This is a genomic window from Archangium lansingense (assembly GCF_026626635.1).
Taxonomy (GTDB): Bacteria; Myxococcota; Myxococcia; order Myxococcales; family Myxococcaceae; genus Archangium; species Archangium lansingense.
In genome coordinates this window covers 1,353,900-1,370,771 of the sequence record NZ_JAPNKA010000001.1, presented here as the reverse complement: position 1 = coordinate 1,370,771, position 16,872 = coordinate 1,353,900, and the positions used below count along the sequence as shown (strand labels likewise).

General features: G+C 70.3%; 11 protein-coding genes. 8 read left to right on the top strand and 3 right to left on the bottom strand.

Going from position 1 to position 16,872, the window contains the following annotated elements:
• Positions 1-84 precede the first annotated feature (84 nt).
• The 6 genes from OV287_RS05505 to OV287_RS05480 all read left to right on the top strand — a co-directional run bounded on the left by OV287_RS05505 (position 85) and on the right by OV287_RS05480 (position 8,899).
• A complete protein-coding gene (locus tag OV287_RS05505) occupies positions 85-1,788 on the top strand; it encodes a Tox-REase-5 domain-containing protein (RefSeq protein WP_267532922.1) in 1,704 nt (567 codons plus the stop codon).
• The gene (locus tag OV287_RS05500; protein WP_267532921.1) at positions 1,785-2,537 is read left to right on the top strand and encodes an Imm52 family immunity protein; all 753 of its coding nucleotides are present in this window, start codon (positions 1,785-1,787) and stop codon (positions 2,535-2,537) included. Before OV287_RS05505 ends, OV287_RS05500 begins: the two co-directional genes overlap by 4 nt.
• A gap of 102 nt (positions 2,538-2,639) precedes the next feature.
• Positions 2,640-4,460 (top strand): TadA family conjugal transfer-associated ATPase, encoded by a 1,821-nt coding sequence (locus tag OV287_RS05495; RefSeq protein WP_267532920.1) that lies wholly within the window; start codon positions 2,640-2,642, stop codon positions 4,458-4,460.
• Positions 4,461-4,547: 87 nt separating this feature from the next.
• Positions 4,548-5,465, top strand: a complete 918-nt coding sequence (locus tag OV287_RS05490; RefSeq protein ID WP_267532919.1) for a hypothetical protein — start codon at positions 4,548-4,550, stop codon at positions 5,463-5,465.
• A gap of 8 nt (positions 5,466-5,473) precedes the next feature.
• Positions 5,474-7,057 carry a right-handed parallel beta-helix repeat-containing protein gene (locus OV287_RS05485; protein ID WP_267532918.1) on the top strand — a complete coding sequence of 528 codons (1,584 nt, stop codon included), beginning with the start codon at positions 5,474-5,476 and terminating at the stop codon, positions 7,055-7,057.
• 87 nt (positions 7,058-7,144) lie between these two features.
• Entirely contained in the window at positions 7,145-8,899 is a 1,755-nt protein-coding gene (locus OV287_RS05480) for a protein kinase domain-containing protein (protein WP_267532917.1), read from the top strand.
• Positions 8,900-8,936: 37 nt separating this feature from the next.
• Here the strand turns inward: OV287_RS05480 and OV287_RS05475 are convergent, their stop codons facing one another.
• The gene (locus tag OV287_RS05475) at positions 8,937-9,701 is read right to left on the bottom strand and encodes a transglycosylase domain-containing protein (protein ID WP_267532916.1); all 765 of its coding nucleotides are present in this window, start codon (positions 9,699-9,701) and stop codon (positions 8,937-8,939) included.
• 58 nt (positions 9,702-9,759) lie between these two features.
• Here OV287_RS05475 and OV287_RS05470 point away from each other — a divergent pair, with 58 nt between their 5' ends.
• Together OV287_RS05470 and OV287_RS05465 are read left to right on the top strand one after the other, a co-directional pair.
• Positions 9,760-10,452, top strand: coding sequence for a ferredoxin reductase domain-containing protein (locus OV287_RS05470; RefSeq protein ID WP_267532915.1), 693 nt, complete (start codon positions 9,760-9,762; stop codon positions 10,450-10,452).
• Between the two features lie 10 nt (positions 10,453-10,462).
• Positions 10,463-12,877: a ribonuclease H-like domain-containing protein gene (locus OV287_RS05465; RefSeq protein WP_267532914.1), complete on the top strand. Its 2,415-nt coding sequence runs from the start codon at positions 10,463-10,465 to the stop codon at positions 12,875-12,877.
• 189 nt (positions 12,878-13,066) lie between these two features.
• Here OV287_RS05465 and OV287_RS05460 read toward each other — a convergent pair whose 3' ends face one another.
• Together OV287_RS05460 and OV287_RS05455 are read right to left on the bottom strand one after the other, a co-directional pair.
• Entirely contained in the window at positions 13,067-14,668 is a 1,602-nt protein-coding gene (locus OV287_RS05460) for a WD40 repeat domain-containing protein (RefSeq protein ID WP_267532913.1), read from the bottom strand.
• Entirely contained in the window at positions 14,665-16,854 is a 2,190-nt protein-coding gene (locus OV287_RS05455; RefSeq protein WP_267532912.1) for a penicillin-binding protein activator, read from the bottom strand. The genes OV287_RS05460 and OV287_RS05455 overlap by 4 nt, the downstream gene beginning before the upstream one ends.
• Positions 16,855-16,872: the final 18 nt, after the last annotated feature.

Below are 16,872 nucleotides of genomic sequence, written 5' to 3'. Positions count from 1 at the left end.
GCCGGGCCGAGGGAGGGAGGAATGCGCCGGGGAGGTCAGTCTGGGCGGGTACAGGTGGGGACTCGCTTTTTCCGGGAGGCCCGCATGTCCCTGCATTCTGCTGACGCCCACTCCGACGGGTGGGGGCGCCGCGCCTCAGTGGTGCTCACGCTGGCCTTGCTGGTGCTGGGCGGGTGCGCCACGCATGGGCCTCGGGCCGGGCCGTTCGCCAGTCCACGCCCCCGCCACCTGTTGCCCTCCTCCCACGAGGCGCGCCAGTCGCGGCCTCTGGCCGACGCCGTGCGGACTCCCGCGCTACCAGAGGACTCTCCCGCGCTCGACGAGGACGACGACACGGAGGACGACTTCGACCAGGAGAGCGGTGCCGCGCTCGCCCTGACGGACGGGCCGCCGGAGAACAGGGGCGAGGGCCCGGTGGGCTGGCCCGATGGCGTAGGCGATGGACGCCCCTCCGCGGTGCCCTTCAGCCGGGACTACTTCCAGGGACTGCTGCACCAGGTGGGGGTGCCTGACGAGGCGCTGCCGAAGGATGGGCGCACCCTGTCGCCCGAGCAGGCGGTGCAGTTGCTGGGGCACCTGGTGGAGGCGGAGGCAGGGCTGGGGGAGTTTCCCCGCCAGCGCATGGCGGCGCACCTGCTGCTGGAGGTGGCGACAGGGCCGGGGCCGGTGACGCGCCAGGAGTTACACGCGCGCATGGACCGGTTTCACCGGCTGAGGGTGATGAGGCCAGACGGCTACCTGGTGCGGGTGGTGACGGGGGAGGCGGTGCAGCGAGCGGGCGAGGTGTGGCTGGCGAAGGACGGCACGCTGCGCGCGGGCGGCTACGAGGTGGGCCCCTTCTACGCAGTGGAGGACGAGCAACTGTGGCCGGTGGACACGGGGTTGGAGGTGCCCCGGGGTGCGAAGCCGCTGGGCCCCTATGTGCCGGATGACGGGGTAGTGCTACCGGCGCTGGAGGGGGCGGGGCTGGCACTGGGGGACACGCTCGAGGGACTTGCCCGGCTCGTCTTCCACCCCGTCGAATCCTTGGAGGGCCTGGCCCAATTGCCGGGAGCGGTGCGGGTGCTCTTCCAGAACGCCCCCGAGTACTGGGAGGACTTCCGTCAGAAGCCACGAGGCGAGCGGGTGCGCACGGTATTCCGGCTGACGGCCCACGTGCTGCTGACGGTGGGCACTGCTGGGGCAGGCGCGGTGAAAGCGGTGACGTGGGGGGAGAAGCTCAGCCGGCTGTCGCTGCCCCTGCTGACGTTGACGAAGCGGGGAGAGTTGGTGCTGCGACTGGTGGCGGTGCCCGGGAGAGCCGTCACTGTGGCGGGGCAGGGGCTGAGCGTTACCTGGGGCATGCACCTGGCGAAGGTGGGAGCGGGCGGAGGTGGCAACTGGGTGCCTCCGGTGGGTGGACCGGGCCAGTGGGTGCCCAAGAACGAGCGCATGTCACCGCGCTCGCGCGCCTTCCAGCACAAGGTGACGAAGGCGCCCGCGGGCTGGGTGTACCGAGTGCGGCGCAACGGCGAGAAGGCGGACTTCGACGGCTTCGACTTTGAGCAGGGCTTCCTACAAGAGACCAAGGGCCTGGGCTACGACAAGCACTTCGACGCAGACCTCGAACCCAAGAAGTATTTCCAGGGAGCGAAGCGACTCGTCAGGCAGGCCGAGCGGCAGAGCCGGGTGGCTAACGGCATCCCCATCCGCTGGCACGTCGCGGAGCCCAGGATGGTGGACATCCTCCAGAAGTTGTTCAGGAAGTCGGGGGTCCAAGGTATTGACGTGGTCCACACGCCACCATGACCTTCTGGAGGATGGCCCAGGTGAGGGAGACCTATTACGCCGCCGTCTACTGGGGCTGCCGGGTGGAGACCGCGGAAGAGTGCGCACGCCGGGCGGAGATGTTCTTCCACCGCCTCTCGCGGTGCGCCCCTGATTACACCCGCTGGTTCGAGCAGGCGGACTCCCTCAAGAAGGCGTTGCAACTCCAGTTCGAGCCCACCACCGAAACCTTCATCCGCTTCTTCAAGAAGAGGAGTAACAGGCTTGGAAAGGTCGGCTTCATCTTCAGCACCTGGACGGGACATATGGAGGATGAACGGGGCGGCATGGTCCGGTTCCTGTGTGGTTCCGATGCCCTGGGCGCCTCCAACAGTTGCCTCCTCCAGTTGCCCAAAGAGCAGCCAGGACAAGAGCGCGTGCTCACCGTGCCCGTGCTGACCGAGATCATGCGCGCCATGGTGTTGGCCTGGGCGCCAGACTGGGGCGTTGTGACTTCCGATGACCTTCGGGACAGCTTGTCCGAAAAAGGCTATGCCGGCACGTTCCCGGGCTGGCTGACGTACTTCTCCCATTCGCGTGGAGAGGTCCCCGCGTTGCCAGCTCCAGCACGCACCGAAGCAGTGGAGGACCAGGGCACACTCCTGATTCTCACCCCCGAGCGCCTGACCGCCTCCAACCCAGAGCACCTCGCCCTGGGCCGCCATATCCAGGACACGCTGCACACCCAGGGGCTGCTCGCGCCCGTGGTATCCAGGGCCCCGGCGAGCTGAGCTGTTGCCCGTCCCGGCCGGAGCCGCCCGCCCCCCTGCCCTCCCGGTAACCAGGCCCTCCGCTTGGGCCTCGGCCAGTCTCGGGCTACCCTCGGGGGCGCTATGTCGATGTATTCCGAGTCGCTCCGCGCCTTCCTCAAGCCCGTCCTCCCCTATCTCGACGACCCCTCGGTCTCCGAGATCATGATCAACGGGCCCACCGACGTCTGGATCGAACGCAAGGGCAAGGTCTCCAAGACCGATGCCACCTTCACCGAGGAAGGCCTCATCGGCGCCGCGCGCAACATGGCGCAGTTCGTCGGCCGCCTCCTCAACGACGAGCGCCCCCGCCTCGACGCCCGCCTGCCCGACGGCAGCCGTATCCACGTCGTCATCCCGCCCATCGCCCGCAAGGGCACCACCATCTCCATCCGCAAGTTCTTCAAGGACAAGCTCACCATCGAGTCCTTGATCAAGTTCAAGTCCATGACGCCGCAGATGGCGCGGCTCATCGACGCGGGCATTCACACCAAGCTCAACATGCTGGTGTCCGGTGGTACCGGCTCGGGCAAGACGACGCTGCTCAACATCGTCTCCTCCCTCATCCCCGACGAGGAGCGCATCCTCACCATCGAGGACTCGGCCGAGCTCCAGCTCAACCAGTCCCACCTCGTCCCCTTCGAGAGCCGGCCCCCGGACAAGTTCGGCAAGGGCGGCGTGGACATGGGAGACCTGCTCAACTCGGCCCTGCGTCTGCGCCCCGACCGCATCGTGGTGGGCGAGGTGCGCGGCGGTGAGGCCTTCTACCTCGTGCAGGCGATGAACACCGGCCACGGCGGCTCGCTGGCCACCACCCACGCCAACACGCCCACCGACACGCTGCGCCGCATCGAGTCGCTCTGCCTCATGTCCGGCATCGACCTGCCCATGGTGGCCATCCGCGCCCAGGTCGCCAGCGCCATCAACTTCATCGTCTGCTGCGAGCGCCTCCACGACGGCAGCCGCAAGACGATTGCCCTCTCCGAGGTGCTTCCCCTCAACGAGAAGGGCGAGTACCGCACCCAGGACATCTTCGTCTTCACCCCGGTGACGAAGGACGAGGACGGCCACATCCTCGGCTACCACGCGCCCACCGGCATCGTCCCCCACTTCGTCGCCCGGGCGCGCGCCTACGGCTTCTCGGACCTGGACGACTCCTTCTTCGACCCGGCCACCTACGGCGTGCCCCCGCCGCCCTCCTTCCACGCTGGCGAGAGCTACTCCGTGCGCTGGGCCCCCTCGCTCAAGCACCGCGAGCGTGGCGAGCAGGACCCCGCGAGCTACAAGAAGGAGTGGCTGGACTTCGAGCAGCGCCTCAAGGACGAGGCCCTCGAGGCCAAGGGTGGCAAGCCCGCCGCCCCACCCGTCTCCCCACCTGTTCAAGTGCAGGTGCCCGCCAACCTCCCCGTCGCCGCCCCCAAGGCCCCCGAGCCGCCCGCCCGCTCCAGGACGTCCGAGGTCCCCGCCGCGCGCACCGGCGGCCCCGCCCTGCGGCCCAACCTGCCCTCCAACAAGCCCGCCCCGCCCGTGGACGACGACAAGACGCCCCCGCCCACGCGCAACCCCTTCGCCTCCGAGGAGGACGACGCGCTCGGCGCTCCCCGCGACGACGAGCCCAGCGTGCAGGTGTCCGCGGACCTCCTGGCCGACGAGCTCGAGACCCAGGGCCGGGGCATTCCCCCGCCGCGCCCGGCCCGCCCCTCCACGCCCCCACCGCGCCCCGCCACGGCCACCAGCTCCCGCCCCGCCGTGGCGGCTCCCGCTCGCCGGCCCGCGCCTCCCGCTCCCGCCCGCCCGCCTCCCCCCGTCCCCTCCGAGGACCTGGAGGACGATGACGCACCGCGCGAGTTGGACAGTTCGGAGAAGACACACATCAAGCCCATGCCCGAGAAGCCTCGCCGCTGAGCCCGCCCGGCTGGGCACACGGGATTACGCACTTGCCGTCACTTGGAGTGCGTGACCTTGCGGTGGGCGCAACATGGGGGGAAAGTGATGAGCACCGTGTTCCTTTCACTCCTCGCCACGCTCGTCGTGCTCGGCCAGGCGCCCGCGACTTCCGAGGCTCCCCTCACCGTCCTGATCGCCCCGCCCGAGGCCGCGGGTGTCCCCTCCCACATCGTCTCCTTCGCCCAGGAGCATGTGTACGAGCAGCTCAAGGCGCAGGGGCTGCAGGTGGTGCGCGCCTCGGAGCTGTCCCAGCGGCTGCCGCCCGCGCAGCGCAAGACGGTGCTCGGGTGCAACCGCATGGAGGCTGCCTGCCGGATTACGTTGGGCGAGGCCGCCCAGGCTGACGTGGTGATGATCGCCGAGCTGGTGCAGTTCCTCAGCGGCTACCGGGTGGGCCTGAAGGCCTACGCCACGCGCGACGGTGAGCAGCTCTCCGAGCACTACGTGCCGGGCGTGCGCGAGGACCAGCTGCTCGACGCGCTCACCCAGGCCAGCGACAAGGTGATGCCCCCGGTGCGCCGCGCGCTGCGCCCGTCCTCGGAGCCCGTCGTCGAGGTGCAGCCCCAGCCCACCACCCCCACTCCCGTCCAGCCGGTGCAGCCGCGGCCGGAGCTGACGGCCTCGCGCTCGAGCGCGCCGGGCTGGGCGTGGCTGCCCGCTGCCGGTGGCGCGGTACTGCTGGGCGTGGGCACGGTCTTCTACGTGCAGGCGACCAATGACTACACCGCCCTCAAGGAGCACAGAGTGTCCGGTCCCGAAGACGGCGCCCGGCTGCGCGACTCGGGCAAGCGCTCGCAGCTGCTGAGCCAGGTATCCTTCGGGGTGGGCGCGGTCGGCGTGGTGACAACCGGACTCATCTATCTGCTGTCTGGCAAGGACAAGGGCGAGCCCGTGCTGGTGCGGCCCACTGCCTCCGTAGGCAACGGGGGCGGAATGGTAGGCGTGGCCGGAACGCTACCGTGAGGACTCACATGTTCGAGAAGAAGAAGCCTCTCGCCGCGGCGCTCACGCTGACGCTGCTGGGTTCCACCGGCTGCTACAACTTCGACGCGGCGTTCGACGACTGCGTGAATGCCGGGCGCTGCCAGCCCTCCACTTGCAACACCGCGGCGGTGGACCCTCCGGATGATCTCTTCCACGATGCCAACTGCGACGGCATCGACGGCATGGCCGATGGCGGCTTCTTCGTGGACCCCGCCCGGGGCCTGGACGACGTCAATCCCGGGACGTCGCAGGCCCCGTTCAAGACCCTCAAGTACGCCCTGCCGCGCGCCGCCACCGAAGGCAAGGTGCTCTACCTGGCCAAGGGTGACTACAACGAGCCGGGGCTGGAGCTGAACGTGCCCGTCTCCCTCTACGGTGGCTATGCCGGCCTGGAGGGGGAGTGGAAGCGCAGCGCCGACAACATCACCCGGCTCAACGGCAACAACATCGGCCTGACGGTGAACAGGCTGGACGCGGGTGTCACGCTGGAGCGGCTGCGCATCTCCTCCACGACCAGCACCGACCCCGGAGCCCCCTCCATCGGCCTGCGGGTGCTGGACTCGAACGACGTGCAGCTGCGCCATGTGGAGATGGCGGCCGGAGCTGGCTCGGCTGGCAAGCCGGGCGACGACTCCAGTGACATCCCGCACGCCGCGGATGGCGGCCAGCCCGCGAAGCCCATCGAGGCGGACATGCTGCAGGCCCAGGGTGGCACGCCTGGCTCCAGCGTGTGTGGCACCTACCACGGAGGAACAGGGGGCAAGGGCGGTACCGCTAATGCCCTCGCCACCAACGGAACGGGCGGTGCTCCTTCCGCGGATGGGGGAACCGGCGCGCAGAACCACTACCCCCCCACCTGTTCCGACACGAACTGCGTCTGCACGGGCATACCAGGCACCGCCGGGCAGGATGGCTTCCATGGGAGCGATGGACCGAACGGTGACCCGGGCGATGGCACCGGCGTGCTGGAGGGTGGAACCTGGCGCGCGAGCACCGGAACGGCTGGCACGGTGGGCACGTCCGGGGGCGCGGGCGGAGGTGGGGGTGGGGGCGGCTACTGCACGATGAACACCTTGGGCACGTCCAAGGGAGGCGGAGGCGGAGGCGGAGGCGCTGGCGGTTGCCCTGGCCAGGGCGGCAAGGGCGGCCAGAGCGGTGGGGCCTCCATCGCCTTGCTGCTCGTCAACGGGCACGTGGAGATGGAGAGCTGCACCCTGAGCACGGTGGGAGGGGGTAAGGGCGGAGACGGCGGAAAGGGCGGCCTTGGCAGCACCGGTGGTGTGGGAGGACCCGGTGGCCTGGCGAACACGACGACGAACAGCAACGTGACCTCCACCGGAGGCACGGGCGGCAAGGGCGGCAATGGGGGCAAGGGCGGCAATGGGGGCCACGGCGGAAACGGCGGCGGCGGCCCGTCCGTGGGAGCCTGGTGTACGTCCACCTCGTCCCTCACCCAGAAGGACACGCGCCTCACCCGAGGGCCCGCCGGCACGCCCGGCACCGGCCCCGGACGCACCATCACGGACGTACTCCAGGCGGACTTCCACCACTGCCCCGCCACGTCCCCCTGACGGGGCACGACCGGGCGGGTCCCCCCTGGCTGCTCGCCCGCTTGTGGGAATCCGCTCCCGGTCTGCTACCCTGGGGGCACTTCCCCGATGGCTGACTCCCGTACTTGCGAAACCTGCGGTCTCTCCGTGCCGGCGGACACGGATATCTGCCCACGCGATGGCACCGTGCTGCTCGACGCCTCGCTCTCGCCCTTCAGCGGCGACATGGGAGGCGCACGGCGGACCTCGCCCGGGATGACGGTGCACGTGATGGATGACTCCTCCGCGCAGGATCCGCTCACCGGGCTGAAGGTGGGCGAGTACGAGCTGCGCCAGCGCATCGGCGTGGGTGGCATGGGCCTGGTGTACGAAGGCATCCAGCCGCTGATCGGCAAGCGCGTGGCGGTGAAGGTGCTGCGCCCGGAGCTGGCCGCGGCCGAGGAGCAGGTGGCGCGCCTGCTGGCCGAGGCCCGGGCCGTCAACGCCATCCGCCACCGCGGCATCGTCGACATCTTCGGCTTCGGCCAGGTGCCCGACGGGCGCCAGTACATCATCATGGAGTACCTCGAGGGCGTGGCCCTCGATGCGCACCTGACGGAGAAGAACCGGCTGCCGGTGCCCGAGGCACTGGAGATCCTCGACGAGGTGCTCAGCGCGCTGGGAGCCGCGCACGGGGCCGGCGTCGTCCACCGCGACCTCAAGCCGAGCAACATCTTCCTGGTGAAGCAGCCGGACGGCTCGCGCTACGTGAAGCTGCTGGACTTCGGCCTGGCGAAGATGGGCCTGCCCACCGGACGCACCGCGCAGACGCGCACGGACATGGTGGTGGGCACCCCGGAGTACATGGCGCCCGAGCAGGCCCGGGGCCAGCCCGTGGGGCCCATGACGGACCTCTACGCCCTGGGCGTGGTGGCCTTCGAGATGGTCACCGGCCGGCTGCCCTTCACCGGCACCTCGCCGGTGGATCTGCTGATGAAGCACGTGGACGCGCGGCCGCCGAGGCCCTCGGACTTCGTCCCCGAGCTGCCCGCCGCGCTCGACGCCTTCATCCTGCAGATGCTCACCAAGGACCCGGAGGCGCGCCCCGGTTCCGCCGAGCAGCTGCGCCGCCAGCTCCAGCGGCTGCGCGACACCCTCAGCCAGCCGGCGACCGCCCAGCCCAAGCCTCCCATCCGCGAGCCTGCCCGTGAGGCCTCCCCGGAGGCCCTGGCGCCCGCCGAGCCCGTCAAGCCCGAGCCTCGCCCAACGCCCGAGCCGGTGAAGAAGCCGGAGCCCCAGCCCGAGGGGCCGCGCCCCACCGGCGGCAATCCGTCCTCGCGGCGGCTGCTCATGGGCGCGGGAGCACTGGCCCTGGTGGCCGTGGGCGGAGGCCTCGCGCTCGCCCTGCGCGGGGAGCCCACCACCACCCCCACCCCTCCGCAGGTGGTCACCGCGCCCCCGGAACCGGTGAAGCCCCAGCCCCAGCCTCAGCCTCAGCCCCCACCAGTGGTGGAGCCCACCCCGGATGCGGGCCTGGCGCAGCAGACGCCGCCCCCGGCCGCGACGCCCGACGCAGGCACCCCGGTGCAGCATGCCGACGCGACGGAGCACCCGGACAACCACGTCCAGCCGGCGGGTGCCACGGTGACTCCCGCCGAGCCGGTGAAGCGAGTCATCACCCAAGCCGCGCTGATCAACCGCATTCGCAAGCTGGACAAGGACATCGACACGCTCGCCCAGTCCGGCCAGAAGCTCAGCCCCGCCACGCGCCGCATGCTCGAGGACATCCGCAAGAAGGCCGAGGCGGCCACGACTTCCGAGGAGCGCCGCAAGGTCGCCCGGGAGCTGGACGGCTGGGAGAAGTTCTTCCTGCGCCGCAAGTGAAGAGGGGCCTGGCCCGCGCCAGATCCCCCGTCCCCACTCAGCGGCAGATGACGGGCTGGGCCATGGCGGTGCGCGCCCGCTCCTCGGTCACCAGCTTGAAGCCCGCCAGGTCCAGCAGCAGCACGTCCCGGTTCTGCCGGATGAGGCTCGCGTTGCGGCACACGAGCGCATCCCCGTACATGTTGTGCGGCGGCAGGGTGAGCGCCAGCTCGGCCATCTCCGACAGCTTGAGCGTGTCCAGCTCGCGCCCGAAGACCTTGAAGGCCGCGTCCTCCACGCCCACCACGCCCCGGTCGAAGTAGAGGGTGGACAGGTCATAGGCGATGAGCTGGTCCTTCTGGAGGAAGGAGTGCAGCCGGTTGGCCGCCACCGCCTGCTCCAGCGCGCCCGAGATGCCCAGCGCCGTGGCGAGCCGTGCGGCGATGAGCCGCTCGCAGACCCCATCCCCTGGGGGCTCAGTGCCGAAGGTGACCACGGAGAAGAGGCGCCAGGCCCACTTCGCACCGTCCTCGCGCCGCGTCTGGAAGTAGGTGGGGCACCCGAGCTGCGAGATGTAGAGGGCCACCAGGTCCTTGGGCAGGCGCGAGAAGTCCGGCCGGGTGTAGGCAATGGACCGCTTGCGGTCGAAAGTGCCGGCCTGAAGGCTCATCCGCTCGCCTTCGATGGAGTGGCGCAGCTGCTTCTCCAGGTCGAACTCAGTCTCCAGCTGGGGCAGCTTGCTGGCGGTATGGAGGTAGAGGGCCGGCAGCGCCACGCCCGCCAGCCCGATGAGGAACAACACCAACCAGAGCAGGGTCTTCACGCCCCCAGAGTATCAAAGGGCGACGGCGGACCGGGTCCGGGTTAAACCAGGGATCGACATGAACGACTGGCACCCCACCACCGTGGCGGCCGTCCTCCCCGCGGCGGAGGGCCTCACCGAGCTCGTCCTGGACATCGGCGGTACCCCGTTGGTGGGGACCCACCGCACCCCGGGGCAGTACGTGCGCCTGGCCCTGCCCGAGCTGGGAGAGGGAATGTTCGCCATCGCCTCGCCGCCGGAGCCCTTTGGCACCCGCTGGGAGTTCCTCCTCAAGGGGGGCAGCCCGCTGGTGGATGCCCTGGTGAAGCTCCAGCCGGGGGCTCGGGTGACCAGCAAGCGCCCCGAGGGCCGGGGCTTCCCCCTGGGCCACGCACGCGGCGGGAACCTGCTGCTCTTCGCCACCGGCTCGGGCATCTCCCCCATCCGCTCCGTCATCGAGAGCATCCGCCAGGAGCGGAGTGCCTACGGGCGGGTGACGCTCTACTTCGGGGCACGCACCCCGCTGGCCTTCGCCTACGAGGACGAGTTCCACCACTGGGAGGCGGCGGACATCCGCGTGGTGCGCACGGTGAGCCAGCCGGGGGCGAGTGGCTGGCAGGGCCTCATCGGCTACGTGCAGGCGCACCTCGGCGAGGAGCCGGTGGAGGACAGCCTGGCTTTCCTCTGCGGCCAGTCGGGCATGGTGCAGGGGGTGATCGACGCGCTGCGGGCTCGCGGACTGGCCCGCGAGGCCATTCACCTCAACTACTGAAGACACCCCGATGGCCCACGCGCGGGAGGACGAGTGGCTCTGGGGATGGGATCCCACGCCGGGCATCGTCTCGGTCTGGGCGGAGCCTGATGGGCGTGCCTTCGTATGGCGACGGCTGCCCGGAAGTGGCGCGCTCGTGCGCGAGGATGTGCGCTTTCGCCCCTGGCTGCTGCTCGCCTCGCTGGAGAACCTGACGCACCTCGGCGCGAGGCTCCGGCCCGAGCACGAAGGGCCCGCGCCGCACCGGGTAACCTGGCAGGAGTTGGAGGGACCCGGCGCGCTCCGCTATGTGGTGCGTGCGGACGATGGGCGCATGCTGGCCACAGCCGTGCTCCAGGGCGCCGCGCGGCGACTCGGCCACCCGGTCGGGAACCTGCGGGAGCTGGGCGCCCACGCGGTGCTCTCGCTGCCCCCCGAGGAGCAGTACCTCGTCGCGTCCGGACGCACGTATTTTCGCGACCTCGGGTTCGATGACCTGCGCCGCATGCAGTTCGATCTCGAGACCACCGGGCTGGAGCCTCAGCACGACCGCATCTTCCTCGTGGCGATTCGGGATGCGGACGGCAAGACCGATACCCTCGAAGCCCATGGCGACAGCGATGCCGCCGAGGCCGACCTCCTCCAGCGTCTGGTCGCGCGGGTGCGCGCCATCGACCCGGACGTGATTGAGAACCACAACCTGCACGGCTTCGATCTGCCGTTCCTCGCCCACCGTGCGCGGTTGCTCGGCGTGACGCTCGCGCTGGGACGTGCCGGAACACCAGGCCTGCGGCAGCGCCCGGCTGCTCGTGGGGCTGCCCCCGGACGAGGAGGGCCCGGCCACGATGCGATGCGCCGCGCGCGGTACACGGTTCCCGGCCGCGAGTTCATCGACACACTGGATGCCGTGCGGCGGCACGACTTCTCGACCCGGGAGCTGCCTGGACATGGGCTCAAGGCCGTCGCGCAGCACCTGGGTCTCTCGAGCCCCGAGCGGGAGCACATTCCGGGGGCCCAGGTCTATGAGGTCTTCGGCAGCAACCCCGAGCGCGTGCGGCGCTACGCCCGCGACGACGTGACGGAGGCCGCCGGACTGGCACGCATGCTCGGTGGGGCTGCCTTTGCACTGGCTCGCATGGCACCGCGCCGCTACGAGCGCCTCGCGGATGCGGGGCCCGCCACCGGCGTCATCGACCCAATGCTCGTGCGCGCCTATCTCCGGGAGGGGGCCGCACTGCCAGCCCATGAGCCGGGCGACGGCACTCCTCACAGCGGAGCGGCGCTCCACCTGTTCGCCACGGGTGTCGCGAGGCACGTGGTCAAGGCTGACGTTGCCAGCCTGTACCCCTCGCTGATGCGCGAGTACCGCATTGGGCCGAAGAGAGATCGGCTCGGCGCAATGCTCGCGCTGGTGGACCGGCTCGTGGAGCAGCGGCTGGCGGCAAAGGCCCGGGCACGCGCCGCACCATCCGGCTCGCCAGAGCGCTACACGAACGAAGCACTCTCCGCGGCGATGAAGATCGTCGTCAACTCGGCCTATGGCTACCTGGGCGCGGGCGGACTCACGCGCTTCGCGGACGTGCACGCCGCCAACGAGGTGACGCGGCGCGGGCGCGAGGTGCTGAGGTTGATCTGCAACGAGCTGGCCCGGCGCGGCGTCACACTGCTGGAAGCTGACACGGACGGTGTGTACTTCTCCGTGCCGGACGGCTGGGGCGAGGCCGATGAGCGGCGCGTGGTCTCGGAGGTCGCGGAACTGCTGCCCCCCAAGGTCCGTCTCGAGTTCGACGGACGCTACGCCGCGATGCTCTCGCATGAACCGAAGAACTACGCGCTGCAGCCCTATGATGGAGCGCTCATCCTGCGCGGCGTGGCGTTCCGCTCCAGCCGGGCGGAGCCCTTCGGGGAGGACTTCCTGCGCCGAGCGCTGCGCTGCTTGCTCGCGGGCGACATCCCGGGCGTGCGGGGAGCCTATGTCGAGACCGTGACGGCGCTGCGCCGGCGGACGCTCCCGACCTTGAGTGTGGCGGCACACGTGAGGCTGACGAAGACGCCGGAGCAGTATCTCGCCGCGCGCAGGCGTGAGCTGCCCTACGAGGCCATGCTGGCGAGCGGACAGAAGCACTGGGCTTCCGGCGAGCAGGTCCGGGTCTATCGAGCGGTGGGAGGGCGTGCGGCACTGTTGCCCGAGCCGGAGGCCGGCGACAACGGCGGAGATCCTCGGGACTATGACGCCGAGTTCTATGCGCGGCAGCTCCGTGAGACCTTCGCCGCCCGGCTGGTGCGAGCGCTGGCGCCCGAGGACTTCGCGGAGGTGTTCGCGGACCCCGAGCAGCCCTCCCTCTTCGCGCCATCACTGGCGAATGCCCGGCCCATCCTCACCGTGCTGCGCGAGCCCGAGACCGAGGGTGAACCCCCGGGACTAAGCGCTGACAACTTCCCCTAGCCCATTTCCCCGCGGCCATTTCCCCTCTCCCCTCGGGAGAGGGACGGGGTGAGGGTATCGGGTGAACCCGGGTTGAACCCTCTGTCCACATCGAGAGCCACGGGTTGAAGAACGGACCCAGGAACCCTCACCCTGACCCTCTCCCGGAGGGAGAGGGAATATCGCTCGCGGGAGAAGGTCTTCCGCGCATCACCGCTCCACAGTGGGAGCGGCGTAGCGCACGGAGAAGAGGGCCGCGGCGGGATCGCTCTCCTGATTGCCCGAGGCCTTCTGGGGCGTCCACGCAGCCACGCCCACCAGCCGCCCATCCGGGCTGAAGCGCACCCTGCGCACGGACCAGCCGAACTTCCGCTCCGCCACCGGAGCATCCAGGCCCTCGCGCCACACGTAGAGCTGCTTGTCCCAACCCCCGCTCGCCAACGAGCGCCCATCCGGAGAGATGCCGGCGGAGGCCACCACGCCTCGGTGCGCCGTCCACTTCCGCAGCACCTGGCCCGAGCCCGCATCCACCAACGCCGCGGCGTTCCACTCCGCGGGCGGCTCCACGAGCCCCTTCTTCTCGCGCTCGTAGACGGCGCGATTGCGCTCGGCCTTGGCCTCGGAGAAGGCCACGCCCAACCGGCGCCCGGCCGCATCGAGCGTGACGTCATTGACGTGCGCCTCGAAGCCAAACCCAGTGCGCGGGACGAGCACCAGCCCCTGCTGCGCCTCCTGCTTCGCCTGCACAGGATCCTTCAAGGTGAGGACGGCCTCGCCCGTGGCGTCGTCGAAGGCCACATCCACGCGCTCGGCGAAGGGAGCGCCCAGCACCCCGCCCACGCCCGGAGGCAGACACGCGTCACACACCGCCACGTCCAGCCCGTCCAGCTCCAACCCCTTGAGGCGCAGGTGCTGGCCACGAGCCACCCGAGCCAAGGTGGAACCGAGCGCCGTAGGCAGCGACACCGTCTCCTGCAGCATGGCCGTGTCGATACCGGCCGCCGCCGCCGCCTGCGTGCCGAGCACCACCGCGGGGGCGCGCGAATCCAGCGCGAAGGCCACCGGGGACTTCCCATTCAGGGTACCGCCCACCACCGCGAAGCCGCCACGCCGCTCGAAGCGCACCCGCGCCTGCTCGCGTCGCAGAGCCTCCTCGCGCGCATCGAAGACCCGAATGCGCTTGTCCCAGCTCCCCGAGTACAGCGTCCCGTCCGGTGCAAAGGCGAGCGCGCTCACCCGGTCCGTATGGGGCCGCGACTCGGAGGAGAAGCCCAGGTCCCCCACGCGCAGCACGGTGAGGAGCCCCTGGGCACTGCCCGCCACGAGGTACCCACCCGCCGGGTGGAAGGCCACCGCGGTGAGGGGCTCCTCGGTGCGCAGACTGGCCTTCAGCGCACCGGTGGCCGCGTCGTAGAGGCGCACCGTGCCGTCCCAGCCCGCGCTCGCCAGCAGCGAGCCGTCCCGAGAGAAGGCCAATGCCTCTACGTCGAACTCAGAGGGGTTGATGCCCTGGTCCACCACGCGCGCCAACGAGGGCCGCAGCGTCCACAGCGCGAGCTGGTACTCGCGCGCGCCCAGGTGCGAGTAGGCCACGCGCGAGGAATCCGGCGAGAAGGCCAGCGTCCAGACGAAGTCCTTGCGGTCGAGGACAGCGCTGTCCTCGAGCCCCAGGGCCTCACCCGCGAGGAAGCCGCCCGGCGTGGACTCCAGCCGGGAGGCGGTATCCGGCGCGAGCACCGGCGCGGTGTGCTGACACCCAGCCAGCGACAACACTCCTACGAGCCACAGCGCACCAGGCGCGGCAGCCTTCACGAGCCACCCAGCGCCGCCGACTGCTCCGGCGGCACCTCCGTCACGCCCTTGTTGCTCACGGAGAGCAGGAAGAGGGGCTTGCGAGCCTCACGCTTCTCGTCGAAGGACGTCTTGCCCGTGGCGCCGTCGAAGTCCTTCACGTTGGCCAGCGCCTCGCGGAACTCCCCACGCGTCCGAGGCGCCTGCTTCGAATCCAGAATCTGCCGCACCATGCGCGCCGAGTCGTAGCCGTAGGCCTCCAGCAGGCCCGGGTCGCCGGGGTTCGCCTGACGGTAGGCCTGGACGAAGCGGCGCGTGGCCGGCCGCTGCGAGTCCACGAAGAAGCCATCCACGTACACCGAGCAGGTGACGAACTTGCCACCGCGCTCGACGAGCTCGGGCATGCCGCTGGCGCCCTTGGAGCTACTCCACGCGTTGGTGCCCAGCAGCATCACCGTCTTGATGGTCTTCTTGCCCGTCGTCTTGCGGATGCGCTCCACGTCGCGCGCATCACACGCGTTGGTGACGATGTCCTCCACCGCCAGCGCCGGAGCCACCAGGCTCACCCGCCGCCACTCGTCGGGGATGAAGATGGCCTCGAAGTCGATGATGGGATCCACCTCGCCCCTCATCTTCTCCATGGCCTTGCGCTTGCGGAACGCGTCCTGGCCGCTGGTCTGCTGCTGCACCTCGCGCACACCCTCGATGTAATCGAGCCGGTCCTCCAGGTAGTAGCGGCCCACCAGCTTCTTGGCCTCGGTGGTGAACGTCGTCTGGTCGTGGTTGTACGTCTCGGCGCCGCGCACCTGGCCGCCGTTCTCCACCACGTGGTCCCAGAAGTCGTTGGCCAGCTCCACCCCGTACGGCAGGTTGGGGTAGAGCATCGCGAAGCTCTTGAAACCCTTCTGCTTCATCGCGAAGTCGGCGATGGCCCGCGCCTGCGCCGAGTTGGTGAGCATGTTGCGGAAGACGAAGGGCCCGATGCCCGTGATGTCCTCCTGACGCGTGAGCGTCAGCAGCGGCACCTGGAGTTCCTCGGCCAGCAGCGCGGCACGGCGCGACTCGTCCGTGGTGATGGGACCCAGCACGGCGATGGCGCCCTCGTCGAAGGCGAGCTGCTCCATGGCCTGGCCGGTGATGTTCACATCGCCCTGGGTGTCCTTGACGACGAGCTCGATGTCGCTGCCGGCCAGGGCCAGCTTCACCCCGCGCAGCACGGCCTCGCCCACCGCCTTGTACTTGCCGGACATGGGCAGCAGCAGACCCACCGTCTTCGTCTGCACGTCCACGCGGCGAGTGGCACGCGCGAGCAGCTCGCGGGCCTGGGGGGCGAACGTGTGGTTGGGCGCCTCCGCCAGGAAGCGGTTGAGCGTCTCCTCCAGCCGCGTCCAGTCGCGCAGGTGGTAGTAGATGCGGGCCAGCTTGAAGCTCAGCACCGGCCAGGCGGGGTTGGACGGCGGCAGGTCCTCCATCACCTGGGCCACATCCATGAAGCCCGCGCGGCCCTCCACCAGCTGCTGCACCCGGGCCACCGCGGCCTGCTGCGCCTCGGGCGTCTGGGCGTCACCGGCCAGGGCGACGGAGATCTTCAGCGCCTGCCCGAAGAGGCCCGCCTTCTCCGCGGCCTTCACGGAGTCCTCGAGCAACTGGGTGCGCTCGGCTCCCTCGGCCCGCTCGGCGAGGCTGTAGAGCGTCTGGTACGCGTCGCGGTAGGCCCCCACCTCCAGCGCGGCCCGGCCCAGCCGGCGCTTGGCCTCCGTGGCCTGCGGGTGGAGCGGGTTCTCGAAGAGCAGCTCGTTGAAGCTCTTCCGCGCGTTGACGTAGTCCTGCGAGTCGTAGAAGAGCACGCCCGCCCGGTAGAGGGCCTCCTGGCCGGCCGTCGTCTGCGGATACGCCTTGCGCACCGAGAGGAAGGCCTCGGCAGCCTGCTTGCGCGGCGCCGTCTCGGCCTGCTGAGCGGCCTGGGCGAGAGCCTGGTCCGCCTGCGCGTCCTTGCGCGCCTCGACGGTGGGCTTCGACGGGAACGGATCTCCCTGGGGGACGTCTTCGTTCCGGCCCTGTCCCGAAGAGGAAGAACCGGACGAGCGGTCAGGAGAAGAGCCACCGCCCGTAGCGGAGGGCGTCTTGCAGGCGGTCATCAACAGCGTCAGCGCGAGCAGCAGCGCGCGGCGCGGAGAGGGGCGGACATCCATGGTGCGTGTGTGCATAGCAGCGGGGCGCGCCTC

Bases quoted from the DNA above. Each gene is read 5' to 3' on its own strand.
- OV287_RS05505 (WP_267532922.1), top strand. From the start codon at position 85: ATGTCCCTGCATTCTGCTGACGCCCACTCCGACGGGTGGGGGCGCCGC.
- OV287_RS05500 (WP_267532921.1), top strand. From the start codon at position 1,785: ATGACCTTCTGGAGGATGGCCCAGGTGAGGGAGACCTATTACGCCGCC.
- OV287_RS05495 (WP_267532920.1), top strand. From the start codon at position 2,640: ATGTCGATGTATTCCGAGTCGCTCCGCGCCTTCCTCAAGCCCGTCCTC.
- OV287_RS05490 (WP_267532919.1), top strand. From the start codon at position 4,548: ATGAGCACCGTGTTCCTTTCACTCCTCGCCACGCTCGTCGTGCTCGGC.
- OV287_RS05485 (WP_267532918.1), top strand. From the start codon at position 5,474: ATGTTCGAGAAGAAGAAGCCTCTCGCCGCGGCGCTCACGCTGACGCTG.
- OV287_RS05480 (WP_267532917.1), top strand. From the start codon at position 7,145: ATGGCTGACTCCCGTACTTGCGAAACCTGCGGTCTCTCCGTGCCGGCG.
- OV287_RS05470 (WP_267532915.1), top strand. From the start codon at position 9,760: ATGAACGACTGGCACCCCACCACCGTGGCGGCCGTCCTCCCCGCGGCG.
- OV287_RS05465 (WP_267532914.1), top strand. From the start codon at position 10,463: ATGGCCCACGCGCGGGAGGACGAGTGGCTCTGGGGATGGGATCCCACG.
- OV287_RS05455 (WP_267532912.1), bottom strand. From the start codon at position 16,854: ATGCACACACGCACCATGGATGTCCGCCCCTCTCCGCGCCGCGCGCTG.